Source organism: Streptomyces sp. NBC_00358 (genome assembly GCF_036099295.1).
Lineage (GTDB): Bacteria > Actinomycetota > Actinomycetes > Streptomycetales > Streptomycetaceae > Streptomyces.
On the sequence record NZ_CP107976.1, the window covers coordinates 3086070 to 3111957 of the forward strand.

The window sequence follows — 25888 nt, forward strand, 5'->3', positions numbered from 1 at the left end:
ACGCCTCAGCTCCCGGACTTCGCCACCCCGTCGATCACCCGGCGCAGCCCCTCGGTCAGCTCCGTGGCGTCGGTCGCCGAGTCCGGGTCGAAGAGCCACTGCACGCACAGACCGTTGAGCAGGACCTGGTAGAAGCCGCCGAGCGAACGCATCGTGGCGTCGTCGACGTCCGCCTCCGATCCGCCGGCCAGCATCGGGACGAGCCCGCGGCGGCCCTCGTCCGAGGCCTTCGCCAGGTGTTCGCGGACCGTGGGCAGCCGGTCCGAGTTGGTGATCACCTCGAAGGTGAGCATCCAGATGGGCCGGTCCTCGACGAAGGACCGGGTGATGCTCTCCCAGGCCTCCTGGAAGCGCTCCAGGGAGCCGGGCGCGCTCGCCGTGTCGGTCAACGCGAACGCGCCGAACGTGTCACCGGCGTCGGAGATGAGTTCCACGTACGCCAGGGCGAGCAGCGCGTCCTTCGATCCGTAGTGGTAGCCGATGGACGCCAGGTTCGTCCCCGACTCCTTGACGATGTCGCGCGCCGTGGTGCGCACGAAGCCCTTCTCCAGCAGGCAGCGCTTGGCGCCTTCGAGCAGATCCTCACGGTGTCCCATGCCGGCCAGCCTACCCTCGATTCAGACAACCGTACCATACGTACGTCCTAAACGATTGTGCTAGACAAGCGTTTAAGACGTGCGTACAGTCCCTGGCATGACGAACCCGACGAGCACGACTCCCGCCTCCGGCGCCCCCGGCGCCCTGGCCGGCCGCCGCGAATGGACCGCCCTCGGCGTCCTGATGCTTCCGCTGCTCCTGGTCTCGATGGACGTCTCGGTCCTCTACTTCGCGATCCCCTCGATCAGCGCGGACCTGGAGCCGAGCGGCACCCAACAGCTCTGGATCTTCGACATCTACGCGTTCGTGCTCGCCGGCCTGCTCATGACGATGGGCTCGCTCGGGGACCGCATCGGGCGCCGCAAGCTGCTCCTCTTCGGCGCCGCCGCGTTCGGTGCCGCCTCGGTGCTGGCCGCCTACGCGGACAGCGCCGAGATGCTGATCGCGGCCCGCGCGGTCCTCGGCGTGGGCGGCGCGACCCTGATGCCGTCGACGATGGCGATCATCCGGACGATGTTCACCGACGCCGGACAGCGCACGAAGGCGATCGGCCTGTGGTCCGGCGTCATGACCGGCGGCATCGCCCTCGGTTCGGTGATGAGCGGAGTCCTCGTCCAGTACTTCTGGTGGGGCTCGGTCTTCCTGGTCAACCTGCCCGCGATGGCGCTGCTGCTGGTCCTCGGCCCGTTCCTGCTGCCCGAGTCCAGGAACCCCGAGCCTGGCCGCTTCGACCTGCTGAGCGTTCCGCTGTCGATGGCCGCCGTCCTGCCGGTGATCTACGGCGTCAAGGAGATCCCGTCCGAGGGCTGGAAGACCGAGTACGTCGTCTCGGTCCTCGTCGGCCTGGTCTTCGCCGCCCTGTTCGTCCACCGCCAGCGCACCGCGAAGTCGCCGCTGATCTCCCCCGCCGTGTTCCGCGGCCGCGGCTTCGCACCCGCGGTCGTCCTCAACCTGATCTCGTCCTTCGGCATGCTGGGCTCGGCGTTCTTCACCACCCAGTACCTCCAGTCGGTGCTCGGGAAGAGTTCCATGGCGGCCGCCCTGTGGTCCCTGCTTCCCACCGTCCTGGTGGGTGTGGCCGCGCCGGTCGCCGCGCAGCTCGTGCAGAAGGGCGTCCACCGCGCCCACGTCGTCTCCGGCGGATTCGTCGTCGCCGCCTGCGGCTACGGCCTGCTGGCCCTCGCCGGCACCGACTCCCTGTGGCTCGTGCTGGCCGGCGCGGGCGTCCTCGCCTCCGGGATCGTCGCCGTGATGTCGCAGATGATGGACCTGGCCCTCGGCACCGTGCCCCTCGGCAACACGGGCGCCGCCGCCTCCCTGCTGGAGACGGGCGCCGAGTTCGGCGGCGCCCTCGGCATGGCCGTCCTGGGCTCCATCGGCACGGCGGTCTACCGCCACGACATCCCGGCCGGCGTCCCGGCCGCGGCCCACGAGACGCTGGGCGGCGCGCTGGCCGTGGCCGGAGGGCTGCCGGGCGACGCCGGGCGGGCGCTGACCGACGCCGCACGGGAGGCGTTCACCCACGGCATGCAGGCGGCGGCCGTGGCGGGCGCGGTCCTGCTGCTGGGCGCCGCCGTCCTCGCCACGGCGAGCCTGCGCAAGGTGGCGGTGCGCGAGGGCGGCGACGCCGTCGACACCGGGACCGGCGAGCCGCTCCAGGCGGCGGCCTCGGAGCGGAACAACGGCCTGACTCCCGCCTGAGGCCCGCCCACCGGGCGGACGACGACCTGAACGCCCGTCCGCCGGGCGGGCCGGAGAACTCCGGCCCGCCCGGCGGACTCATGTACCGGAAAGGTCCCTCCCGGCCAGGCATCCGCATACGCCGGAAAGGCTCCTCCCGGCCAGGCGTCCGCATGCGCCGGAAGGCCCCTCCGCGCCAGTCACCGGCACGCACCCGGAAGCCCCCACCCCGCCTGGCACCGGAAAGCTGCGGGCAGAACCCCGCCCCGGCCGGTCACCGGCAGGTGCCGCGATCAGGGCGGCTACGCCGGGGAGTTGCCGGCGGGGCGTGCCAGGATGGGCTTGTGGCACAGACATTCGGTACGCCGTTCATCGGCCGAGGGGACGAACTCGCCCGGCTCACCGGCGTGCTGGAGCGCGCCAGGGAAGGCGACCCCCGCGCCGTCCTGCTGGCCGGGGACGCCGGCGTCGGCAAGACCCGTACGCTCACGGAAGCCGCGGAGCACGCGGCCGCCGCCGGGATGACCGTGCTGACCGGCCACTGCGTGGACCTCGGCGACGTGGGCCTGCCGTACCTCCCGTTCACGGAGATCCTCGGCGCGGCGGCGGCCGACGACCGCTTCGCCCAGGCCCTGGCGTCCCACCCGGCGGTGCACCGGCTGACCGGCTCCGGTCCGGGGACCGGCACCGCACCGGACCCCGACGGCCGGCTCCAGCTCTTCGAGGGCATCGCGGGTCTCCTCGCCGACCTGGCCGACATCGCCCCGCTCCTGCTGGTCCTCGAAGACCTCCACTGGGCGGACCAGTCCTCCCGCGACCTGCTGCGCTTCCTGCTCAGCCGGGGCGTGCTCCAGCGGCCCGCGCCCGGCGGCCCCGCCCGGCGCCTCGCGGTCTTCGCCTCGTACCGCGCCGACGACCTGCACCGCCGCCACCCCCTGCGCCCGCTGCTCGCCGAGCTGATCCGGCTCCCCGCCGTGGACCGGCTGGAGCTGCGGCCGATGGCCGACGCCGACGTGGCCCGGCTCGTGCGCGCGCTCGGCACCGGCCCGGTCTCCGACACCACGGTCCGCCGCATCGTCGACCGCGCCGAGGGAAACGCCTTCTACGCCGAGGAGTTGCTCGCCGCGCTGCCCGGTGACGACGACCCGGCCACGCACGCCATGCCCAGCGGGCTGGCCGACGTCCTGCTCATCCGCATCGAGCAACTCTCCGAGACCGCCCAGCAGGTGCTGCGCACGGCGGCCGTCGCGGGGCGCCGCGTCGAGCACGAACTGCTGCGTGAGGCCGTACAACTGCCGGAGGAAGAACTGGAGTCGGCGCTGCGCGAGGCCGTGGGCCATCAACTGCTGCTCCCCGGGGACGACGCGACCTACTCCTTCCGGCACGCGCTCACCCGCGAGGCCGTGTACGCGGACCTGCTGCCCGGCGAGCGCGTCCGGCTGCACCGGCGGTTCGCCGAACTCCTCACGGGACACGCCCGTTCGGCACAGAACGCGGCGGAACGCGCCCATCACTCACGCGAGAGCCACGACCTGGCCGCCGCGCTCACCGCCTCCCTCGAAGCCGCCGACCACGCCCAGCGCGTCGGCGCGCCCGCCGAGGAACTGCGCCATCTGGAGGCCACGCTCGAACTGTGGCCCGCGGTGGACGCCGCCGCCCGCCCCGAGGGCTGCGGCACGGTCGCCCTCACCCTGCGTGCCTCGGCGGCGGCCGCCCGCGCCGGCGAGACCCATCGCGCGGTCCATCTCACCCGCGACGCGCTCGCCCGGGCCGGCACGGACGCCGACTCCGAGCTCGCAGCCCGGGTGCGGTACACCCTCGCGGGCAACCTGATGCGGATCGACAGCCTGAAGGCCGCGTTCACCTACAGCAGCGAGGCCCTCGCGATGATCCCCGCCGAACCGCCCTCGCCCACCTGGGTGTGGGCGGCGGCGACCCATGCCATGGCCGCCCGCTACGTGGGACGGGACGAGGACGCCGAGCGGGTCGCCCGGCAGGCGCTCGACACCGCCGAGCGACTCCGACTGGCGGACGCCCAGGCCGACTTGACGATCTCCCTGGTCGGTATGGAGGCCGACAACCGGCGCACCCCCAAGGGCCGCGAACGGCTGCGCCGGGCCCGTGAACTGGCCCGCGGCGCCGGCAACTTCCCGGTGGAGATGCGGGCGCTGTTCAACCTGGCCATCGGGTGCTACGAGTCCGGCGACCTGGACGAGTGCCTGACGTGGCTCGGCGACGGCGTGGACCGCGCCCGCCGCGCCGGTCTCCTCTCCTCGCCGTACGCCCTGGAGCTGCGCTACCTCCAGTCCCTGGTGCTCTACACGCTGGGCCGTTGGGACGAGTGCGCGCGAGCCGCCGCCGAGGACGCCGAACTGCTGCCGGTGGCGGGCGGGTTCGCGACGGGTCCGGCTCTGTACGTCGCCCTCGCCCGCGGCGGGCACGAGGCGGCCGTCAGCGGCGCCCGCGCACTGCTCGACCGGCCCTTCGACTGGATGGCGACACTCGTCGCGAGCATCGTGCTGACCGACGCCGCGGCGCAGAGCGGCGACGCCGAGGAGTCCGTACGGCGGCTGCGCGACGCGGCCGAGTCCCTCACCGACGTCTCCGGTGGCGACCGGCCGCCCGTCATGGTGCGGCTCGCCGCGCTCGCGCTGTCGGGGGTCGCGGACGCCGCCGAGGAGTCCCGCCGGTCCGGCGACCGGGCGGGCGCCGACCGCTGGGCGGACACCGCGACCGAACTGGTGGAGCTCGCGAGGAGCACGGCGGCCCAGGGCACGAAGGGCGCCGAGCAGGGACCCGAAGGACTGGCCTGGCTCGCCCGCGCGGAGGCGGAGTGGCTGCGCGCCCGCAGCGGTCCGGACGTGGCGGCCTGGGAGCGGGCCGTGACCGCGTTCGGCTACGGCGACCCCTACGAACTGGCCCGCGGCAGACGGCGGCTCGCGGAGGCCCTCCTCGCGGCCGGCCGGCGCGAGGAGGCCGCCGAGCAGGCCCGCGCCGCACAGGACACGGCCCTGCGCCTCGGCGCGTTGCCGCTGCGCGAGGCGCTGGACGCGCTCGTCCGGCGCGGGGGCCTTTCCGAGTCACCGGCCGCCGGGGAGCGCATCGCCGCGCTGACCGCCCGGGAGAGCGATGTGCTGCGGCTGCTCGGCCGGGGGCGTACGAACCGCCAGATCGGCGAGGAGCTGTTCATCAGCGGCAAGACGGCGAGCGTCCATGTCTCGAACATCCTCGCCAAGCTGGGCGCCGCGAGCCGCACCGAGGCCGTGGCCATCGCCTACCGCGAGGGCCTGATCGAGCCGGAGACGACACCGTCCGCGTGAGGTGTCCCGCGGCCGGCTGCCGTGCGGCCGAGGTGTCCCGCGACGCGTGAGGGCCGGGACACCCGTGGGTGTCCCGGCCCTCTGCCGCCGTGTGAAAGGCCGTGGTGATCGGACCTCAGACGAGGTTGACCGATCGCGCCGACGTCGCGCCGATCTCGTCGGAGAGCTCGGTGAGGACGCTCTGCGGCACCGTGTCGTCGACGGTGAGGACCGCGAGGGCCTCGCCGCCGACGGCCGCGCGGGCGACCTGCATGCCGGCGATGTTGATGCCGGACTCGCCGAGGATGCGGCCGACGGTGCCGACGACACCGGGACGGTCCTCGTAGCTCAGCACGACCATGTGGTCGGCGAGCGCGAGGTCCACGTCGTACTCGCCGACGGCGACGATCTTCTGCAGGTGCTTCGGGCCGGCCAGCGTGCCGGAGACCGAGATCTCCTGGCCGTCGCTGAGCGTGCCGCGCACGGTGACCACGTTGCGGTGGTCGGGCGACTCCGAGCTGGTCGTCAGCCGGACCTCGACACCGCGCTCCTGCGCGAACAGCGGGGCGTTGACGTACGAGACGGTCTCGTCGACGACGTCCTCGAACACACCCTTGAGCGCGGAGAGTTCGAGCACCTTGACGTCGTGCTGGGTGATCTCGCCGTACACCTCGACGTCGAGGCGGACCGCGACCTCGCCCGCGAGGGCGGTGAAGATGCGGCCGAGCTTCTCGGCGAGCGGCAGACCGGGCTTGACGTCCTCGGCGATCACGCCGCCCTGGACGTTGACCGCGTCCGGGACGAGCTCACCGGCGAGGGCGAGACGCACCGAGCGGGCGACCGAGATACCGGCCTTCTCCTGGGCCTCGTCCGTGGAGGCGCCGAGGTGCGGGGTGCAGACGACCTCGTCGAGCTCGAACAGCGGGGAGTCCGTGCAGGGCTCCTTCGCGTACACGTCGAGGCCGGCGCCGGCGACGCGGCCCTCCTTGAGCGCCGAGTACAGCGCCTCCTCGTCGACGATCCCGCCGCGCGCGGCGTTGACGATACGGACCGTCGGCTTGACCTTGTGCAGCGCCTCGTCGCCGATGAGACCGAGGGTCTCGGGGGTCTTCGGCAGGTGCACGGTGATGAAGTCCGAGACCTCGAGCAGCTCGTCGAGGGTGAGGATCTTGACGCCCATCTGCGCGGCCCGCGCGGGCTGGATGTAGGGGTCGTAGGCGACGACCTTCATCCCGAACGCGGACATGCGCTGCGCGACGAGCGCGCCGATGCGGCCGAGGCCGACGACACCGAGGGTCTTCTCGGCGAGTTCGACACCGGTGTACTTGCTGCGCTTCCACTCCCCGTTCTTCAGGGCCGTGTTGGCCTGCGGGATGTGGCGCGCGGTGGCGAGAAGGAGACCGCAGGCCAGCTCGGCCGCGGTCACGATGTTCGAGGTCGGGGCGTTGACGACCATCACGCCGGCCTTGGTGGCGGAGGAGACGTCGACGTTGTCCAGACCGACGCCGGCTCGTGCGACGACCTTCAGCTTCTTGGCGGCGGCGACGGCCTCGGCGTCGACCTTGGTGGCCGAGCGGATCAGAATGGCGTCGACGTCTGCGATGGCGGGCAGCAGTTCGGCGCGGTCCGCGCCGTTGCAGTGCCGGATCTCGAAGTCCGGGCCCAGGGCGTCCACAGTCGCGGGCGACAGCTCTTCAGCGATGAGTACGACAGGTTTCGAGCTCACGTGAGTCCTCACAAGTCCAATGCGGACGGCCGTCCCGACGGCCGCAGGCGGTGGAGGGTTTGTAGCGGCCCCGGGGTGTGCCTGCACTTCTTGGGGGCCGCTTGAGCCGCGTGGAAGACGCACGACGCTGTGGGCCTGACGCGTTGTTGATGTGGAGCAGTGTAGTGGCGCCGAAGAGGTCGTCCTGCGCCTCCGCGGAAGGATCACCCGTCCGTGGCTGGACGGGATGTCCAAGACCGTGGCCATCGGTGTTACCCGGGGTTCGACGAGGGGCCGGAGCTTGCTGCCCGGCCCCCCGTCGTGCGGCTTACGCCTCCTCGTCGTTCACCCACGACATGAGCTTGCGGAGCTCCTTGCCGGTGGTCTCCAGGAGGTGGTTCTCGTCCTGGGTCTTGTACTCGTTGTACTTCTTCAGACCCGAGTGGTACTCGTCCATCCAGTTACGGGCGAAGGTGCCGTCCTGGATCTCGGCGAGGATCTGCTTCATCTCGGCCTTGGTGGCGTCCGTGATGATCCGCGGGCCGGTGATGTAGTCGCCCCACTCGGCGGTCTCCGAGACGGACCAGCGCATCTTCTCCAGGCCGCCCTCGTACATCAGGTCGACGATCAGCTTCAGCTCGTGCAGGCACTCGAAGTACGCGATCTCCGGCTGGTAGCCGGCCTCGGTCAGCGTCTCGAAACCGGCCTTCACCAGCGCGGCCGTACCACCACAGAGAACGGCCTGCTCACCGAACAGGTCGGTCTCGGTCTCCTCGGTGAACGTCGTCTTGATGACACCGGCACGCGTGCCGCCGATCGCCTTCGCGTACGACAGGGTGAGCGCGAAGGCGTTGCCGGTCGCGTCCTGCTCGACGGCCGCGATGCACGGAACCCCGCGGCCCTCCTCGTACTGACGGCGCACCAGGTGACCCGGACCCTTGGGGGCGACCATGCAGACGTCGATCCCGGCCGGCGGCTTGATGAAGTCGAAGCGGATGTTCAGGCCGTGGCCGAAGAACAGCGCGTCGCCGTCGTTGAGGTTGTCCTTGATGGACTCCTCGTAGACCTGGGCCTGGATCGGGTCCGGCACCAGGATCATGATGACGTCGGCCTCGGCCGCGGCCTCCGACGGCGTCACCACGCGCAGGCCCTGCTCCTCGGCCTTCGCCTTGGACTTGGACCCCTCGTGCAGACCGACGCGGACGTCCACACCCGAGTCACGCAGCGACAGCGCGTGGGCGTGGCCCTGGCTGCCGTAGCCGATGACCGCGACCTTGCGGCCCTGGATGATGGACAGGTCGGCGTCGTCGTCGTAGAACAGCTCGGCCACTGGGGTTCTCCTTGTTATCCGGTATTTCCGGTGTTGCGTCCCACCGTACGGCGGGCGGGGGAAGTGAAGTTCTCGGGTCTCGGTATACGGGCGGACCGGGTGAGCGGCCCACCCGTATGCCGGTGTTTTCCTGACTTAGGCCGACCGGTCCAGTGCGCGCAGTGACCGGTCGGTGATCGAACGCGCCCCGCGTCCGATCGCGATCGTGCCGGACTGGACCAGCTCCTTGATGCCGAACGGCTCCAGCATCTTGAGCATGGCCTCCAGCTTGTCGGCGCCGCCCGTGGCCTCGATCGTGACGGCCTCCGGGGAGACGTCGACGGTCTTGGCACGGAACAGCTGAACGATCTCGACGATCTGGGAGCGCGTCTCGTTGTCGGCGCGCACCTTCACCAGAACGAGTTCCCGCTGAACGGCGGAACCGGGCTCCAGCTCCACGATCTTCAGGACGTTGACGAGCTTGTTGAGCTGCTTGGTGACCTGTTCGAGCGGAAGTGCCTCGATCACGTTCACCACGATGGTGATGCGGGAGATCTCGGGGTGCTCGGTGACACCGACCGCGAGCGAGTCGATGTTGAAGCCGCGCCGGGAGAACAGGGCGGTGATCCGGGCGAGGACACCGGGCTTGTTCTCGACGAGGACGGAGAGGGTGTGCTTGCTCATGGGTCTGACTCGGCTCTCTCTCAGTCGTCTTCGTTGTCGCCGAAGTCGGGGCGGACGTCCCGGGCGAACATGACCTCGTCGTTGGAGGTGCCGGCGGCGACCATCGGCCACACCATCGCGTCCTCGTGGACGATGAAGTCGACCACGACCGGGCGGTCGTTGATCGAGTTCGCCTCCTCGATCACCTTGTCGAGGTCGTCCGGGGACTCGCAGCGGATGGCGTGGCAGCCCATCGCCTCCGACAGCTTCACGAAGTCGGGGACGCGGGTGCCGGCGCTCGGCTGCTTGCCGTCCGCGTCCGGGCCGCTGTGCAGCACGGTGTTGGAGTAGCGCTGGTTGTAGAAGAGGGTCTGCCACTGGCGGACCATCCCGAGGGCGCCGTTGTTGATGATGGCGACCTTGATCGGGATGTTGTTCAGGGCGCAGGTGGTGAGTTCCTGGTTGGTCATCTGGAAGCAGCCGTCGCCGTCGACCGCCCAGACCGTGCGGTCCGGCTGTCCGGCCTTCGCGCCCATCGCGGCCGGGACCGCGTAGCCCATCGTTCCGGCGCCGCCGGAGTTCAGCCAGGTCGAGGGCTGCTCGTACTGGATGTAGTGCGCGGCCCACATCTGGTGCTGTCCGACGCCCGCCGCGAAGATCGTGCCCTCGGGGGCGAGCTGTCCGATGCGTTCGATGACCTGCTGGGGCGAGAGCGAGCCGTTGTCGGGCTGCTCGTAGCCGAGCGGGTAGGTCTCGCGCCAGCGGTTGAGGTCGTTCCACCAGGCGGTGTAGTCGCCGGTGATGCCCTCGGCGTGCTCCTTCTGGACCGCCTGGACGAGGTCGGCGATGACCTCGCGGGCGTCGCCGACGATCGGCACGTCGGCGGCGCGGTTCTTGCCGATCTCGGCCGGGTCGATGTCGGCGTGGACGATCTTCGCGAAGGGGGCGAAGCTGTCCAGCTTGCCGGTGACCCGGTCGTCGAAGCGGGCTCCGAGGGCGACGATCAGGTCGGCCTTCTGCAGCGCGGTGACGGCGGTGACCGATCCGTGCATGCCCGGCATTCCCACGTGCAGCGGGTGGCTGTCGGGGAACGCGCCGAGCGCCATCAGGGTGGTGGTGACGGGCGCGCCGGTGAGTTCGGCGAGGATCTTCAGCTCGGCGGTGGCGTTCGCCTTGAGGACGCCGCCGCCGACGTACAGCACGGGTCGCTTGGCCTGGCCGAGCAGCTTGGCGGCCTCGCGGATCTGCTTGGCGTGCGGCTTGGTCACCGGGCGGTATCCCGGCAGGTCGCTCTGCGGCGGCCACGAGAACGTCGTCTGGGCCTGCAGCACGTCCTTCGGGATGTCGACGAGGACCGGACCCGGGCGGCCGGTCGAGGCGATGTGGAACGCCTCGGCGATCGCCTTCGGGATGTCCTCGGGCTTGGTGACCAGGAAGCTGTGCTTGGTGATCGGCATCGTGATACCGACGATGTCCGCCTCCTGGAAGGCGTCCGTGCCGATCGCCTTGGTGACGACCTGGCCGGTGATGGCGACCAGCGGCACGGAGTCCATCATGGCGTCCGCGATCGGCGTCACGAGGTTTGTCGCACCCGGGCCCGACGTGGCCATGCAGACACCGACCTTGCCGGTGGCCTGCGCGTAGCCGGTGGCCGCGTGACCCGCACCCTGCTCATGACGGACGAGCACGTGGCGCAGCCTGCTCGAGTCCATCATCGGGTCGTACGCCGGAAGGATCGTCCCGCCGGGAATGCCGAATACGATCTCGGCCCCGACCTCCTCGAGCGAGCGGATGAGGGACTTCGCGCCCGTGACGTGCTCAAGGGCGGACTGCTGTCCTCCGGAACGGGGCCGCGGCTGCGGATGGTGGGCCCCGGTGGCCTGCTCGGTCATCGGCATTCTCTTCTCGATGCTGAGGGTTTTTGCGACTTTTGTGCGATGTACGACTGGTGCCTGTGCAACAAAAAACCCCTCGTGCCGTGAGGCAAGCGAGGGGAGCGCGCCGGGTGCGGTCGCTGGGTGTTCCGGAGTCCTCCGGTGACCACCCAGCTTCAGCCGACGCGCTTTCCAAGTACGAGAATTCGGGTGCGCATGGCATTGACCCTCCCCCCGGCACGCACCGACTGTCAAGTAGGTGGGACGGGAGTCTCATTATGTGAACGGAGGGCTGTTCCGCCCCCGAGAACTACGGGCACACCACTCGTATACACCCCCGCGCCGCCGCCACCCGCGAACACCGGCTCGGCGGGTCCGTTGGGCACCGGATAGTGGCCGGAAGAGAGCGCTCTGCGCAGCCGGTACTCGTCCAGGGGGCCGGAGAACGCCATCCCCTGCCCATGGGTGCAGCCCATCGCGCGCAGGGCGACGACCTGCTCCGGAAGATCCACCCCGTCGGCCACGGACTGCAGTCCCAGATCGCCCGCGATCCGCAGCAGCCCGCTGGTGATCTTGTGCAGCCGGGCGGACTCGACGACTCCTTCGACCAGGCTCCTGTCGAGGCGCAGTACGTCGACGGGGAGCCGCCTGAGTGCCGTGATCGCCGCGTAGCCGCTGCCGAAGCCGTCCAGGGCGATCCGCACCCCCAGCCGCCTGAGCGCGTTCAGCCGGCGCTCCAGCTCGTCCAGGGAGACCCGCGGATCGGTGTCGGACAGCTCGATGACCAGGCCGCCGGAGGCGAGCCCGTGCCGGGTGAGCAGGGACTCCACGGAGCCCAGCGGCATCGAGCGGTCCAGCAGGCGCCGGGCGGTCATCCGGACCGCGACCGGTACCGCGACGCCCGCGGCGGTGCGCTGGGCGGCCTGCTCGACGGCCTCGTCGAGCATCCAGCGGCCCAGTTCGGCGGTCCGTTCGCCGTCCTCGGCGACGCGCAGGAACTCGGCGGGCGTGAAGAGCACCCCCTGGGAGGAGCGCCAGCGCGCCTGCGCGGTGACCGAGGCGATCCGGCCGGTCTCCAGCGACACCACGGGCTGGTGCAGCAGGGCGAACTCGCCGTCCTGGAGCGCGGAACGCAGCCGGGTCGCCAGCTCCGCCTTGCGGACCACGTCCTGCTGCATCTGCGGCGCGTACAGCTCGACGCGGCCCTTCCCGGCCGCCTTGGCGCGGTACATGGCCAGGTCGGCGTTGCGCAGCAACTCGCCCGCGCCCAGGCCCGGTTCGGCGAAGCCGACGCCGATGGACGCGGCGACCCGGACATCGTTGCCGTCGATACAGTAGGGCTGGGAGAGCCTGATCCGCAGACGGTCGGCGAGTTCCATTATCTGCTGCTCACGGGCGGTGCGGTCGCGGCCGCCGTCGCCGACGATGAGGGCCGCGAACTCGTCCCCGCCGAGCCGGGCGGCGGTGTCGCCGTGCCGGACGGAGTCCTGGAGTCTGCGGGCGGCCTGGACGAGCAGCTCGTCGCCGGCCTGGTGCCCGATCGTGTCGTTGACGGCCTTGAAGCCGTCGAGGTCGATGAAGAGGACGGCGGTGCCCCGGTCGGAGGAGCGGCGCCCGGACAGGGCCTGCTGGACGCGCCGGGTGAACAGCGCGCGGTTGGGCAGGTCGGTGAGCGGGTCGTGTTCGGCGTTGTGCTGCAACTGCGCCTGGAGACGGACGCGTTCGGTGACGTCACGGCTGTTGAAGATGAGGCCGCCGTGGTGCCGGTTGACGGTGGACTCCACGTTGAGCCAGCCGCCGTCGCCGGACCGGAAGCGGCACTCGATACGGGTGGTGGGCTCCTCGGCGTGGCTGGCCGCGAGGAAGCGCCGCACTTCGTGGACCACGCAGCCGAGGTCCTCGGGGTGGATGAGCGAGGCGAGTTCGGAGCCGACGAGTTCCTCGGCGTCTCGGCCGTAGACCCCGGCGGCGGCCGGGCTGACGTACCTCAGGATGCCGTTCGGCGCGGCGATCATGATGACATCGCTCGAACCCTGCACCAGGGAGCGGAAGTGGTTCTCCTTCTGGGCCAGTTCCTGGGTGAGGGTGATGTTGTCGAGCAGCATGATGCCCTGGCGGACCACGAGGGCGAGGACGACGAGTCCGGCGGTGACGAGCACCACGCGGTCCACCCGGCGGCCGTTCAGGATGTTGTAGAGGATTCCCAGCGTGCAGACGGCGGCGGCCAGGTAGGGCGTCAGCGCGGCCAGCGATCCGGTGATCGGACGCGTCGCCGGGTAGCGGCCCTGCCCCGGGCCCTGGGGGTCCGCGTGCCGGTGCCCGCCCTGCTGTCGCTCGTACGACTGTCCGTGCTCGCCGTGCCGCCCCCGGTGATCGTTCGGCCCGGGATCCTGCGGGGCGGCCCCCGGCGATCCGTGCGGCGCCCGGCTTCCCGGCGGCCCGTGCTCGCCTTCCCGGCGCTGGCCCGGGATGCGCTCGCCGGCCACGCGCGTGTGCCCGTCCGGGTCGTGCCGGTCCGGGCCGCGACCGTCCGCGCCGAACTCTTCCGCGTCGTGGTCGTCCGCCCCGTAGCCGTCCGGGCCGTACTCGTCGGCGTCCGGGTGCCCGTGCCGGGTGACGACCCAGGGGGCGTACGCGAGGAGCAGCGAGCCGGCGAACCAGCCGGCGTCGAGGAGTTGACCCGAGTGGTAGGTGTTGTGCAGGAGGGGCGAGGTGAACAGGGCGTCGCACATCACGGTCAGGGCGAGCGCCCCGATCGCGGTGTTCACCGCCGACCGGTTCACCGACGAGCGCCGGAAGTGGAGCGCGAGAACCATGCTGACCAGCGCGATGTCCAGCAGCGGATACGCGAGCGACAGCGCGGTGTGCGCGACGCTGGGCCCGTCGAACTTGGCGGCCTGGGCGAGCGCCAGGCTCCAGGACAGGGTGAGCAGCGATCCGCCGATCAGCCAGGCGTCCAGCGCGAGACACACCCAGCCCGCCCTGGTGACGGGCCGCTTGGCGAGCACCAGCAGTCCGACGATGGCGGGTGGCGCGAAGCAGAGGAAGAAGAGGTCGGCGTAGCTCGGGCTGGGAACGGGGCGGTCGAGGACCACCTCGTACCACCCCCAGACCAGGTTCCCCAGCGAGGCCATCGCCGAGGAGAGCGCGAACAGCAGCCACGCGGGTCGAAAGCGGCTGCGCCGGCTGCGGGCGTAGAGGAAGCAGGAGACCGCCGCGGTGCCCGCGGCGACGCTCAGCCCGAAGTCGCCCATGACCAGCGCGAGGCTCGTGGAGCCCCAGTCGAGCGCGGAACCGACGGCGTATCCCGCGCACACCAGGGCCAGCACGAGTTGCGAGAACAGGCCCGTCCCGCCGTCGAACATCGTCCGACGGGTCAGCAGCGCTCCTGGGGAGCTCACCGGGCCCACCCGGTCCGTGCCCCGGGGTCCCGCTGGTCCCGGGTTGCCGGGTGCGCGTGCCTCCGGCGGCCGCCGTGCCTGCGGTGGTGATGGCCGGCGGGGCCGCGTCTGTGCGTGGCCGCGCGCCAGGGTCGTCGGCGGCGGCCCCGCCGCGTCGGATCGTCGGTCCATAGGCCGTGCATCGCCCGTCGCCCCCCTCGCAGTCTCAATGTCCATCCCCGGCGCCGAACGGTGCGCGGCGCAGCCCCTGTCGGGACGATACACCAGTCTCGTCACTCAGGGACATAGTTCCTCTACGCTCCGTAACGACCAGGGACTATGCCGACACTGCCCGCGTTCGGGAGACTGCGGAGGGTGCCCGAAGCCGACGGTGAGCGGCCGGGGAGTTGCTCAGGTCCCGGTGGTAAGGACCACGTTGCGCAGCGGCTCCCGGTTCACGAACAGGGTCAGCTGATCCGCCAGCAACCGCTTGGCGCGCGGCCGGAACGCCGAGGTGGGACCGCCGACATGGGGGCTGATGAGCACACCGGGCGCGTGCCACAACGGGTGCCCCGGGGGCAGCGGTTCGGGGTCGGTGACATCGAGGGCCGCGGTGAGGCGCCCGCTCTCCAGCTCGGTGAGCAGTGCCTTCGTGTCCACGACCGGGCCGCGGGCCATGTTCACGAGGAGCGCGCCGTCCTTCATCCGGGACAGGAAACCGGCGTTCACCAGGCCGCGGGTGGCGTCCGTGAGCGGTGTGGACAGCACGACGATGTCGGACTCGGGCAGCAGTGAGGGCAGGTCCGCGAGGGGGCGCACGGGACCGCGCGCCGTTGCACGGGCGGAGCGTGCGACGCGCACGATCCGCGCGAGCTCGAACGGAGCGAGCCTGTCCTCGATCGCCGAACCGATCGACCCGTACCCCACGATGAGGACCGACTTGTCGGCCAGCGAGGGCCGGAACCCCGAGCGCCACTCCTCCTCGTCCTGGCCCCGCACGAAGTCGGGGATGCCGCGCAGCGAGGCGAGGATCAGGGTGAGGGTGAGCTCCGCCGTGCTCGCCTCGTGCACTCCGCGGGCGTTGCACAACACCACGCCGGGATGGAGGGACTTGATGCTCGGCAGTACGTGGTCGACGCCGGCGGAGAGTGTCTGCACGGCCCGGACCGACGTCATTTCGGACATCGGCCGCCGCGAGACCTCGGACGGTTTCATGTAGGGCACGACATAGAACACGCAGTCGGCCGGATCAGCGGGAAAGTCCTGGCCGCCGTCCCAGAAGCGGTAGTCGAGGCCCTCGGGAAGTCCGTCGATCTCGTCGGCGTGGAAGGGAAGCCAGACATCGGAAGTCATGGTCACGAGGTTATGCCAGGCGCCCATGCGCGCAGAGGTTAGGTTGGGGGGCCAACCGAGGGAGGATCACGGCCAGGTGGAGCGCAGAACGATCGGGGCGGCGGCGCTCGATGTGGGGGCGGTCGGGCTCGGATGCATGCCGATGAGCTGGGCCTACACCGGATCGCAACAGCGTGGCGAGCAGTCGCTGCGCGCGGTGCACGCTGCGCTCGACCGGGGTTCCACACTGCTCGACACGGCCGACATGTACGGCCCCTTCACCAATGAGCTGCTCGTCGGGCGGGTGCTCAGGGAGCGGCGTTCCGAGGCCTTCGTGTCGACGAAGGTGGGCCTGCTGGTGGGCGACCAGCACCTCGTGGCCAACGGCCGCCCCGGCTATGTGAGACGGGCGTGCGACGCCTCGCTGCGGCGGCTCCAGACGGACGTGATCGACCTCTATCAACTGCATCGCGCGGACCCGGAGATACCGGTCGAGGAGACCTGGGGCGCGATGGCCGAGCTCGTCTCGGCCGGAAAGGTGCGCTCGCTCGGGCTGTGCGCGGTGGGTGCCCGGTCCGCCCGCCGACCGGGGGCGCGGCTGCACGACGGAACGATCCGGCAGTTGGAGCGGGTCCAGCAGGTCTTCCCGGTGAGCACCGTGCAGGCCGAGCTGTCGGTGTGGTCGACGGAGGCACTGGACGCGCTGCTTCCGTGGTGCGCGGCGCGCGGTGTCGGGTTCCTCGCCGCGATGCCGCTCGGCAACGGCTTCCTCACCGGCACACTGACCCCCGGCGAGGGCTTCGAGCCCGACGACCTGCGGGCCCGCCATCCCCGCTTCACCGCCGAGATGATGGCCGCGAACCAGCCGATCGTCGTGGGTCTGCGGCGGATCGCCCGGCGTCACGGGGGTGGCGGCCCTCCCGTCACTCCCGCGCAGGTGGCGCTGGCGTGGGTCCTGGCGCAGGGTCCGCACGTGGTCCCGGTTCCGGGGGCCAAGCGGGAGCGCTGGGTCGCCGAGAACGCGGGGGCGGCCGGGCTGCGGCTGACGGCGGAGGATCTCGCCGAGGTGGCGGGGCTGCCGGGGGCGCTGGGATCCTGGGACTGAGCGGCGCCGCGATCCGGACCGCGGATCGCCGTCACGCGATCGGGAACCCGTGGAGCGCGAGCGGTGTATGAACGGTAGGACCGCCGCGTCGAAGGGAAACTGATGGTGCAAGTTCGTTCAGCGACAGTCGTGTTGGCCGCGGCCGCGCTTCTGGTGACCGCAGGCTGTTCCTCGGGCGGCGGCGGGAGCTCGGCCGGTCCGAGCACGCTGCCCGGCGTCGGGAGTACGACACCGCACCCGTCGCCCTCCCGGAGCGCCACCCCCGAGGAGACACCGCCCGCGAAGGGCTCGGTGAGGGTCCTGCGTACCGTCACCGAGGGCCTCGACACTCCCTGGGGCCTGGCGCCGCTGCCCGGGGGCGGTCTGCTGGTGTCCTCGCGGGACAAGGGGACGATCACCCGGATCGACGAGAAGACCGGCGCGAAGACCGTCCTGGGCGAGGTCCCCGGGGTGGCCCCGGCCGGCGAGGGCGGCCTCCTGGGCATCGCCCTCTCCCCCGACTACGCCTCGGACCACATGATCTACGCCTACCTGACCACGGCCTCGGACAACCGCATCGTGCGCATGCTGTACGACGAGAAGAAGCCGTCCGACGAGCAGCTCGGCGCACCGGACACGATCTTCAAGGGCATCCCCAAGGGGGTGATCCACAACGGCGGCAGGATCGCGTTCGGTCCGGACCGGATGCTGTACGCGGGCACGGGCGAGACGGGTGACCGGGGCCTGGCCCAGGACAGGAAGTCGCTCGGGGGCAAGATCCTGCGGATGACGCCGGAGGGCGAGCCCGCGCCGGGCAATCCGTTCCCCGACTCGGCCGTGTACTCGTACGGGCACCGCAATGTCCAGGGCCTCGCCTGGGACGACAGGCAGCGGCTGTGGGCCTCGGAGTTCGGCCAGGACACCTGGGACGAGCTGAACCAGATCAAGCCGGGCGACAACGACGGCTGGCCGGTGGTGGAGGGGATCGGCGACAACCCCGAATACCAGAACCCGGTCGTCCAGTGGCACACCGACGAGGCCTCCCCGAGCGGGATCGCCTACGCGGAGGGTTCCATATGGATGGCGGCCCTCAAGGGCGAGCGCCTGTGGCGCATCCCGTTGAACGGCACCAAGGCGTCCGCGGCGCCCGAGGCCTTCCTGAAGGGCAGGTACGGCCGTCTCCGCACGGTCGTCTCCGCGGGCGGCGACAAGCTCTGGCTGACCACGAGCGAGACCGACGGCCGCGGCACCCCCGTGAAGGGAGACGACCGGATCCTGGAACTGGAGGTGAAGTAGGAGGGCGGGAGGACTACGGGGTAAGCCCGGACTCCGGGCCGGATGCGGGCCCCCGCCCCTGCTCCTGCTCCTGCTCCCGCCCCTGCTCCTGCTCCTGCTCCTGCTCCTGCTCCTGCTCCTGCTCCTGCTCCTGCTCCTGCTCCTGCTCCTGCTCCTGCTCCTGCTCCTGCTGAGATACGGGATCGAGCCCCGGTTCCGGTCGGAACTCCGGCCGGTGCTCGGGGTGTTGCTCCGGGTGTTGCTCGGCGTGCTCCTCGGGCCCGCTCTCCGGCTCGCGCGCCTGTCGCGGTACTCGTACGACCACCTTGCCCGAGGTCAGGTCTATCGGGCCGCGGCCCGGGTCACCGTCGTTCAGGTCGACGCGGGTCAGCTCCAGCCGCTTGCGCTCCTCGTCGGTGTGCTTGCGTCCCGGTGCGAAGAGCTCCTCGAACATGTTGAACACGGCGCCTCCCTCGGCCCGATCCCTCGCAGCGTAGACCTCAGCCCGCCGCTCGGGCGGCCGGGGCCTCCGGCGGGAAGAGCCGCAGCCGGTGGGCCAGTGCCGCGGCCTCCCCCCGTCCTGAGACGCCCAGCTTGGCCAGAATGTTCGAGACGTGGACGCTGGCCGTCTTCGGGGAGATAAAGAGTTCCTCGGCGATCCGCCGGTTGCTGCGGCCGGCGGCGACGAGGCGCAGGACGTCGCGCTCGCGGCTGGTGAGGCCGAGTGCGACCGCCGGGTCGACGGGCGCGGCCCCGGACCGCTCGGGGGCGTGTTCGAGGGTGAGGCGGGCGCGCTGGGCGAGCAGGGCGACGGCGTCGGCGAGCGGGCGGGCGCCGAGGTGCTCGGCGGCTGCGCGGGCCAGCCGCAGGAGTTCCGTGGCGCGGGCCCGTTCGTCGTCCTCCGCGCCCGTGAGCAGCAGGGCCTCGGCGAGGCGGAGGCGGACCCGGGCGAGGTCGTAGGGGCGCTCCAGTGGTTCGAGTGCCTCGACGAGCTCGAACCACTGCTCCGGGGTGCTCGCGCCGTCGGCCCGGTGGAGTTCGGCGCGGACCCAGTCGGCGTACGTGTGCCAGACGGGCGCTCCGGTGGCCAGGGTCTTCGCGGCCTCGGCGATGCGTTCCAGGGTCGGGCCGCGGCCGGGCTCGGCGACGGGCAGGCCGCGGGCGTCGGCCTCCGCGGTGGCGGCGGTCAGCAGCAGCGGCCAGGCGTAGCGCTGGGTGCCGGGCGGGAAGCCCGCGTCCAGGGCCTGCTCCAGGGCGGCACGCGCGTCGAGGAGCCGGCCCTCGCCCGCCGCGAGGCCGATGGCCGTGCACAGCAGCGGCAGGGAGTGCTGGGGCATCGGGTCATGGGTGCCGAAGTGGCTTTGGGCGGAGGCCAGTTGGCGTCCCGCCTCGATGAGGTCGCCGCGGGCGAGGGCGACGGGCGCGAGGCGGGCCGCGCCCACGCCGGAGGCCTTGCCGCTGAGTCCGATGCCCAGGGCGTTGCGCGCGGCCTCGGCGGCTTCGTCCCACCGGCCGAGCGCGAACAGCGATTCGGAGAGGTTCCCCCAGATCCAGGCCTGAGTGTCCAACAGCCCGTTCCTACAGGCGAGTTCGATGCCTTCGCGGAGGATCGTGACGGCCTCGCGGGAGCGGCCGACCGATTCCAGATGGGAGGGCAGGTTGATGTGCAGACGGCCCACGACATAGGCGGCGCCCTGCCGGTTCGCCCGTTCCCTGACCCGGTACATCTCCGCGAGCCCCGCCTCGACGTCCCCCGCGTCGACCATCAGGCCGCCGAGGGTGAGCCGGGCGTTCAGTTCCGTGTCCCGGGCGCCCACCATGTGCGCGTACTCCACGGCCCGTTCGGCCGCCGAGAGGGCGCCGTGGCCCGGTTCGTGGAGCATGCACCAGGCGGCGACCATGGACAGCACCTCGGCGTGCACCTCGGACGGCGGGAGACCGCGCACCAGGTCCTGGGCGGTGGCGAGTTCCTTCCAGCCGTCGCCGCGGACCTGCGCCTGGACGAGCCGGGAGCGCTGGATCCAGAACCACGCGGAGCGCAGCGGGTCGCCCTCGCCCTCCAGGAGGTGCAGCGCCCGCTTGGTCGTCTTCAGGGCACGCTCGCGCTCACCGCACAGCCGGCCGGCGACCGCGGCCTCGGCCATCAGGTCGAGGTAGCGCAGGGGTGTGGTCGCGGGGTCGCAGCCGCAGGGAGGGTAGGCCTCCACGTAGTCGATGGGGCGCAGTTCGGCCCGTACGGCGTCGGGGGCCACCTCCCACAGCTCCATCGCCCGCTCCAGGAGCCGCAGTTGCTCGGAATGGGCGTGCCTTCGGCGGGCCTCCACGGAGGCGTCGAGGACGGCGGGCAGGGCCTTGGCGGCGTCATGGGCCTGGTACCAGTAGCTGGCCAGGCGGGTGACGCGCTCGTCGGCCGGTACGAGTGCCGGGTCGGCCTCCAGGGCTTCGGCGTAGCGGCGGTTGAAGCGGGAGCGTTCGCCGGGCAGCAGGTCGTCGCTGACGGCCTCGCGCACGAGGGAGTGGCGGAAGCGGTAGCCGTCGCCGCCGGGCGAGGCGATCAGGATGTTGGCGCCGACGCAGGCGCGCAGGGCCTCGATGAGGTCGTCCTCGGCGAGCCGTGCCACGGCGGCCAGCAGGGGGTACTCGACGACGCAGCCGCCCTCGGCGACGATCCGGGCGATCCGCTGGGAGCTCTCCGGCAGTCCTTCGACCCGGACGAGGAGCAGATCGCGCAGGGAGTCCGTGAGCCGCGTACGGCAGCCCTCGTGGGCGGCGACGGTGAGTTCCTCGACGAAGAACGCGTTGCCGTCGGAACGGGCGAAGATCTCGTCGATCTGGGCGGGGTCGGGTTCGCGGGCCAGGATTCCGGCGATCTGGCGGCCGGCCTCGGCGCGGCTGAAGCGGCCCAGTTCGATGCGGCGGACCGTGCGGAGCCGGTCGAGTTCGGCGAGCAGGGGGCGCAGCGGGTGGCGGCGGTGGATGTCGTCGGCGCGGTAGGTGGCGATCACGACGAGGCGGCCGTTGCGCAGCGTGCGGAAGAGGTAGGCGAGCAGATGGCGGGTGGAGGCGTCGGCCCAGTGCAGGTCTTCGAGGACGAGAACGACCGTGCGGTCCGCGGCGACGCGTTCCAGGAGGCGGGCGGTGAGCTCGAAGAGGCGGGCCGTGCCGTCCTCCTCGTACTGCCGTCCGCGGGTCGCCCGGGCGAGCTCGGGGAGCAGCCGGGCGAGTTCGTCCTCCTGTCCGGCGGCCGCGGCGGCGAGCTCGTCGGGCAGGGCGCGGCGCAGGGCCCGCAGGGCGCTGGAGAACGGGGCGAAGGGGAGGCCGTCGGCGCCGATCTCGACGCAGCCGCCACCGGCCACGACGGCGCCCTCGCGGGCGGCGGCGGCGCCGAACTCCTCCAGGAGACGGGTCTTGCCGACACCCGCCTCGCCGCCGAGCAGCAACGCCTGCGGCTCTCCCGCGGCGGCGCGGGAGAGCGCGTCGTTCAACACACCCAGTTCGTCGGCGCGTCCGACGAACACCGGGCTGACGGACCTGGTCTCCACGGGCCCGAGCATGGCACAGGCATCCGGCGCGGCGGCACCGGTTATCCGCAGGGCGATCAGTGCCCCGCCGGCCGGCCCGCCGCCGCCCGGCGGGAGGCGGCCGACCCCTGTACGGCCGCCGTCCCGCGCACCCCCCGGACGGCCGGACGGCGTGCGGCCGTCCACGGGTGCCCCGGCGCTCACGCGGCGCGGGCGAAACGGTGCCGGCGGGGACGGTCGCCGGGGGACCGCCCCTCCGCGTCACCCTGTGCGGTCCGGCGGGCCGCGGCGCGGCGGGCGGCCCGGCGGCCGCTCAGGGCCTCCTTGGCGAGCCGGTAGCTCCGGGCCTCGCGGATCAGTTCCGCGGACCGGATCTGCTGGAGTTCGTACTCGAACATGTCGTACCCCTGGTGATGAGTCGGTTTCGGTCTCGCTTGTTCGCGATGCCTCAACCCTCGTCTCCCAGGGGGGTGCGCCACATCGGGAGAGTTCCGCATCTTGGACGCACGAAGGGCCTTAGGGCGGCGGCCGATTGCTCGCGCCGGCCCTAAGGCCCCTCAGAGTGGTCGGGATGTCAGCTGGTGGAGGGCAGTCCGAGGAGGACGTCGGAGTACTTGGCGACCGCGAGCACCAGCCCGACGACGCCGAGCGAGACGCCCGCCCAGGCGACGGACTTGATCCAGGCGGCCTGCGGCTTGCCGGGGGCGCCGAACGCGGGCCGGACGAGCACGACGACGCCGACGATCAGCGCGGCCAGCGCGAAGAGGCCGCCGATGAGCGCGGTGGTCGCCCAGGCATCGCCGTAGACCTCCTTGACCTGCGTGGCGACGCTGGCGGTCGACGAGGTCCGGAGCTGGCCGACCAGGGTCTCGCGGGCGGCGGCCACGGTGGCGACCCAGCTACCGGTCAGCGACACGACGCCGAGTCCGGCGGAGACCACGGCCGCGGCACCCTGGCCGACACCGGTGTCCCGCGCCGTACCGGCGGAGTCGTCGCCGTTCCCCAGGACGTCATCGGCCTCGTCGGCCTCGTCCTGCTCCGCGGTCTCGTCCTCGGCCGCGGTCCCGTCGTCCGCGGCCGCCTCGGCGGCCTGGTCGGACTTGGTGACGTCCACGGTCTGCTCGTCGCGCTGTGCCTCGGTACCGGTCTCGGCCCCGGTCTCGTCAACTGTCTTGGTTCCCATGAAGCGCACCGTACGGACGCTGTCTGAGAAGTTCCTTAATGATCCCTGTGAGAGGCGTTCTCTCGTGCGGCACGCCACTCGGGCGCCAGGAGGGACCACACCTCCAGGTCGTGCCGGACACCGCGATGGGCGCGCTTCTCCCGCAGGACGCCGTCCCGGCTCATGCCGAGCCGCCGGGCCACGTTCAGGCTCGGGACGTTGCCCGCCGCGGCGACCCACTCGACCCGGTGGATTCCCCGCTCCTCGACCGCCCAGTCGATGAGGATCCGCATCGCGCGGGTGACCAGACCCCGCCCGGAGGCGGCGGGTTCCAGCCAGCAGCCGACCTCGCAGGTGCCGCCGTCGGCGTCGAAGTTCAGGAAGAGCACCCCACCCACGAGCTTCCCGTCCAGCCACAGCCCGTGCAGGGAGCGGGTGCCGGCGGCGCGCAGGTCGGCCCACTTCTGGAGCTCCGCCCGCGCGGACGGTACGTCCGTGGACTCGGACCCGAAGGGGATGAACCGGCCGATGAACTCGCGCCCCCGGTCCAGGTGGGCGAGGAACTCCTCGGCATGCCAGGGCTCCAGGGGCCGCAGTTCCGCGCCGTCGTCACCCAGGGATATCGCGTACATCCCGCGACCGCTCCTTCGTCAGTACGTCCGTCACCGCGGCGTCCGCCGCCGCGCGGCCCAGTACGTCCGCCGCCTCGGCGTCCGTCGCCTCGGCCAGCCTCTCATGCGCGGCACGGCACTCCGGAGGCTCGATGCTGATGCGCGGCAGCCACCGGTCGAGGCGGCGGGGCAGCCACCAGTTGGCGTCGCCGAGCAGGTGCATGAGGGCGGGCACGAGGAGCGTCCGCAGGATGAAGGCGTCCAGGGCGACGGCGGCGGCCAGGGCGATGCCGAACATCGCGATGACGCGGTCGCCGCTGAGCACGAAGGCGAGGAAGACCGAGATCATGATGACGGCGGCGGAGTTGATCACCCGGCTGGTCTCGGCGAGGCCGACCCGGACGGCGCGCCGGTTGTCCCCGGTCTCCAGCCACTCCTCGTACATCCGGCTGACCAGGAAGACCTGGTAGTCCATGGAGAGCCCGAAGAGCACCGACACCATGATCACCGGCAGGAACGGCTCGATGGGACCGGCGGCGCCGAGGCCGAGCAGTTCGCTCCCCCAGCCCCACTGGAAGATCGCGACGACGACGCCGAAGGAGGAGGCGACGGCGGCGATGTTCATCACCGCGGCCTTGAGGGGGATGCCGATCGAACGGAACGCGAGCAGCAGCAGGACACAGCCGAGGCTGATCACGACGCCGACGAAGAGCGGGAGCTTGCCGACGATGACGTCCGCGAAGTCGTCGTAGCTCGCCGTCACACCGCCGACCTGGACATCGAGGGTGGTGCCCGACTCGGCGCGCGGCAGGACGTCGTCGCGCAGCCGGTCGACGAGGTCGCTGGTCTTCTGGGACTGCGGCGCGGAGGCCGGGACGACGGTGAGGAAGGCGGTGTCGCCGGTGCCGTTGTACGTCACCGGGGTCGCCGAGGCGACACCCTCGGTGGCGCGCAGCGTGGCGTCCAGGTTGTCCAGGGCGAGCCTGTCCTCGGCGCCGCCGACCTTGGTGACGAGGGTCAGGGGGCCGTTCACGCCGGGGCCGAAGCCGTGCCCGATGAGGTCGTACGCCTGCCGGGTGGTCGCCGTCCTCGGGTCGTTGCCCTGGTCGGAGGTGCCCAGGTGGAGCGAGAACGTGGGCAGGGCGAGCAGGGCCATCACGACGACGGCCACGGCACCGAGCAGCTTGGGGTGGCGTTCCACGAAGGCGGACCAGCGGGCGGCGAACCCGGTGGCCATCTCCGGCTCGGGCCCGTGCTCCTCCAGTCGCCGTCGCTCGCGGCGGCTGAGCGCCCGCGGGCCGATGAAGGAGAGCAGCGCGGGCAGCAGGGTCACGGAGGCCGCGACGGTGAGGACGACGGTCAGGGAGGCGGCGATCGCGACGCCGTTGAGGAAGCCGAGCCGCAGGATGAGCATGCCGAGCAGGGCGATGCAGACGGTGGCGCCGGCGAAGACGACCGCGCGTCCGGTGGTGGCGACGGCGTTCTGGGCCGCCTCGGCCACCGTCAGGCCGCGTTTGAGGCCTCGCCGGTGTCTGGTCACGATGAACAGCGCGTAGTCGATCCCGACGCCGAGGCCCACGAGCATGCCGAGCATGGGGGCGAAGTCGGCGACGGTCATGGCGTGCCCGAGGAGCACGATGCCGAAGTACGCCGTGCCGACGCCCACCAGGGCGGTGGCGATGGGCAGCATCGAGGCGGCGAGCGAGCCGAAGGCGAGGAAGAGGACCACGGCGGCGACGGCCACGCCGACGATCTCGGCCAGGTGCCCGCCGGACGGTTTGGTGAGGGCGATCGCGGTGCCGCCCAGCTCCACGTCGAGCCCCTTGGACTCGGCGGCCTTGGCGGTGCTCACGACGGCCTGGACCTCGCCCTTGTCCAGGTTCTCGGCCCGGTCGGCGAAGGTGACGGTCGCGTACGCCGTCCGGCCGTCCGCGCTGATCCGGCCGGCCGAGTCGCTCCGGCCCGGTCCCTGGTGCGTGTACGGGCTGCCGACGGAGGCCACTCCGGGGAGTTTCTCGATCTTGTCCAGCGCTCGGGTCATCGACTGTTCGACGCCGGCGGAACGCACGGTGCCGGAGTCGGTGTGCCAGACGACCGTGTCGCTGTCACCGCCGAGGCCCGGGAATCCCTTGTTCAGGAGCTGTGTGGCGTGGCCCGATTCGGTGCCGGGGGCCTCGTAGTCGTTCGAGTAGGCGGAGCCCGTCACGGCGGCGGCGGCAGTCACACCGCCGAAGGCCGCGAGCCAGAGCAGAACGGCGACGAGACGATGCTGGACACACCACCGTGCGAGGGCTGCCACGAACGAGCTCCCTGGGGGATTTGTGGATCTTTATCGGGAACTGCCCGCAAAGAACGCATGACTAATGCGTCATCACTCTTACAGCCTGAAATGATCC

General features: G+C 71.7%; 17 protein-coding genes. 4 read left to right on the top strand and 13 right to left on the bottom strand.

The window, feature by feature from the left end; translation table 11 throughout:
* Positions 1–5 precede the first annotated feature (5 nt).
* The gene (locus tag OHT01_RS12715; RefSeq protein ID WP_328553249.1) at positions 6–596 is read right to left on the bottom strand and encodes a TetR/AcrR family transcriptional regulator; all 591 of its coding nucleotides are present in this window, start codon (positions 594–596) and stop codon (positions 6–8) included.
* A gap of 97 nt (positions 597–693) precedes the next feature.
* Here OHT01_RS12715 and OHT01_RS12720 point away from each other — a divergent pair, with 97 nt between their 5' ends.
* Both OHT01_RS12720 and OHT01_RS12725 read left to right on the top strand, forming a co-directional pair.
* Positions 694–2298, top strand: coding sequence for an MFS transporter (locus tag OHT01_RS12720; RefSeq protein ID WP_328553250.1), 1605 nt, complete (start codon positions 694–696; stop codon positions 2296–2298).
* Positions 2299–2621: 323 nt separating this feature from the next.
* Positions 2622–5597, top strand: coding sequence for a helix-turn-helix transcriptional regulator (locus tag OHT01_RS12725; protein ID WP_328553251.1), 2976 nt, complete (start codon positions 2622–2624; stop codon positions 5595–5597).
* 115 nt (positions 5598–5712) lie between these two features.
* Here the strand turns inward: OHT01_RS12725 and serA are convergent, their stop codons facing one another.
* From serA to OHT01_RS12755, 6 genes are all read right to left on the bottom strand, one after another.
* Entirely contained in the window at positions 5713–7302 is a 1590-nt protein-coding gene (gene serA, locus OHT01_RS12730) for a phosphoglycerate dehydrogenase (RefSeq protein WP_328553252.1), read from the bottom strand.
* A 307-nt stretch (positions 7303–7609) separates the two neighbouring features.
* Positions 7610–8611 carry a ketol-acid reductoisomerase gene (ilvC, locus tag OHT01_RS12735; protein ID WP_328553253.1) on the bottom strand — a complete coding sequence of 334 codons (1002 nt, stop codon included), beginning with the start codon at positions 8609–8611 and terminating at the stop codon, positions 7610–7612.
* A gap of 135 nt (positions 8612–8746) precedes the next feature.
* Entirely contained in the window at positions 8747–9274 is a 528-nt protein-coding gene (gene ilvN / locus OHT01_RS12740) for an acetolactate synthase small subunit (protein WP_266763065.1), read from the bottom strand.
* Between the two features lie 20 nt (positions 9275–9294).
* Positions 9295–11145 (bottom strand): acetolactate synthase large subunit, encoded by a 1851-nt coding sequence (locus tag OHT01_RS12745; RefSeq protein WP_328553254.1) that lies wholly within the window; start codon positions 11143–11145, stop codon positions 9295–9297.
* 233 nt (positions 11146–11378) lie between these two features.
* Positions 11379–14492 (bottom strand): putative bifunctional diguanylate cyclase/phosphodiesterase, encoded by a 3114-nt coding sequence (locus OHT01_RS12750; RefSeq protein ID WP_328558100.1) that lies wholly within the window; start codon positions 14490–14492, stop codon positions 11379–11381.
* Positions 14493–14918: 426 nt separating this feature from the next.
* On the bottom strand, positions 14919–15860 hold the full coding sequence (locus OHT01_RS12755) for a 2-hydroxyacid dehydrogenase (protein ID WP_328553255.1): 942 nt from the start codon (positions 15858–15860) through the stop codon (positions 14919–14921).
* A 76-nt stretch (positions 15861–15936) separates the two neighbouring features.
* On the opposite strand from OHT01_RS12755, the gene OHT01_RS12760 reads away from it, so the two are divergent.
* The gene (locus OHT01_RS12760) at positions 15937–16944 is read left to right on the top strand and encodes an aldo/keto reductase (protein WP_328553256.1); all 1008 of its coding nucleotides are present in this window, start codon (positions 15937–15939) and stop codon (positions 16942–16944) included.
* Between the two features lie 102 nt (positions 16945–17046).
* Complete coding sequence (locus tag OHT01_RS12765; protein ID WP_328553257.1) at positions 17047–18219, top strand: PQQ-dependent sugar dehydrogenase; 1173 nt, start codon at positions 17047–17049, stop codon at positions 18217–18219.
* 13 nt (positions 18220–18232) lie between these two features.
* On the opposite strand, the gene OHT01_RS12770 is transcribed toward OHT01_RS12765, so the two are convergent.
* The 6 genes from OHT01_RS12770 to OHT01_RS12795 form a co-directional block, all read right to left on the bottom strand.
* Positions 18233–18652, bottom strand: a complete 420-nt coding sequence (locus OHT01_RS12770) for a DUF6191 domain-containing protein (protein ID WP_328558101.1) — start codon at positions 18650–18652, stop codon at positions 18233–18235.
* A gap of 46 nt (positions 18653–18698) precedes the next feature.
* A complete protein-coding gene (locus OHT01_RS12775) occupies positions 18699–21752 on the bottom strand; it encodes a helix-turn-helix transcriptional regulator (RefSeq protein ID WP_328553258.1) in 3054 nt (1017 codons plus the stop codon).
* 167 nt (positions 21753–21919) lie between these two features.
* Positions 21920–22117, bottom strand: a complete 198-nt coding sequence (locus OHT01_RS12780) for a hypothetical protein (protein WP_328553259.1) — start codon at positions 22115–22117, stop codon at positions 21920–21922.
* A gap of 176 nt (positions 22118–22293) precedes the next feature.
* Positions 22294–22902: a hypothetical protein gene (locus OHT01_RS12785; RefSeq protein WP_328553260.1), complete on the bottom strand. Its 609-nt coding sequence runs from the start codon at positions 22900–22902 to the stop codon at positions 22294–22296.
* 35 nt (positions 22903–22937) lie between these two features.
* The gene (locus tag OHT01_RS12790; RefSeq protein WP_328553261.1) at positions 22938–23513 is read right to left on the bottom strand and encodes a GNAT family N-acetyltransferase; all 576 of its coding nucleotides are present in this window, start codon (positions 23511–23513) and stop codon (positions 22938–22940) included.
* Positions 23491–25791 carry an MMPL family transporter gene (locus tag OHT01_RS12795; protein WP_328553262.1) on the bottom strand — a complete coding sequence of 767 codons (2301 nt, stop codon included), beginning with the start codon at positions 25789–25791 and terminating at the stop codon, positions 23491–23493. Before OHT01_RS12795 ends, OHT01_RS12790 begins: the two co-directional genes overlap by 23 nt.
* Positions 25792–25888 lie beyond the last annotated feature (97 nt).

Bases quoted from the DNA above. Each gene is read 5' to 3' on its own strand.
- OHT01_RS12750 (WP_328558100.1), bottom strand. From the start codon at position 14,492: ATGTTCGACGGCGGGACGGGCCTGTTCTCGCAACTCGTGCTGGCCCTG.
- OHT01_RS12780 (WP_328553259.1), bottom strand. From the start codon at position 22,117: ATGTTCGAGTACGAACTCCAGCAGATCCGGTCCGCGGAACTGATCCGC.
- OHT01_RS12765 (WP_328553257.1), top strand. From the start codon at position 17,047: ATGGTGCAAGTTCGTTCAGCGACAGTCGTGTTGGCCGCGGCCGCGCTT.
- OHT01_RS12770 (WP_328558101.1), bottom strand. From the start codon at position 18,652: ATGTTCGAGGAGCTCTTCGCACCGGGACGCAAGCACACCGACGAGGAG.
- OHT01_RS12755 (WP_328553255.1), bottom strand. From the start codon at position 15,860: ATGACTTCCGATGTCTGGCTTCCCTTCCACGCCGACGAGATCGACGGA.
- OHT01_RS12790 (WP_328553261.1), bottom strand. From the start codon at position 23,513: ATGTACGCGATATCCCTGGGTGACGACGGCGCGGAACTGCGGCCCCTG.
- OHT01_RS12715 (WP_328553249.1), bottom strand. From the start codon at position 596: ATGGGACACCGTGAGGATCTGCTCGAAGGCGCCAAGCGCTGCCTGCTG.
- OHT01_RS12785 (WP_328553260.1), bottom strand. From the start codon at position 22,902: ATGGGAACCAAGACAGTTGACGAGACCGGGGCCGAGACCGGTACCGAG.
- OHT01_RS12775 (WP_328553258.1), bottom strand. From the start codon at position 21,752: ATGCTCGGGCCCGTGGAGACCAGGTCCGTCAGCCCGGTGTTCGTCGGA.
- OHT01_RS12720 (WP_328553250.1), top strand. From the start codon at position 694: ATGACGAACCCGACGAGCACGACTCCCGCCTCCGGCGCCCCCGGCGCC.
- OHT01_RS12745 (WP_328553254.1), bottom strand. From the start codon at position 11,145: ATGACCGAGCAGGCCACCGGGGCCCACCATCCGCAGCCGCGGCCCCGT.
- ilvN (WP_266763065.1), bottom strand. From the start codon at position 9,274: ATGAGCAAGCACACCCTCTCCGTCCTCGTCGAGAACAAGCCCGGTGTC.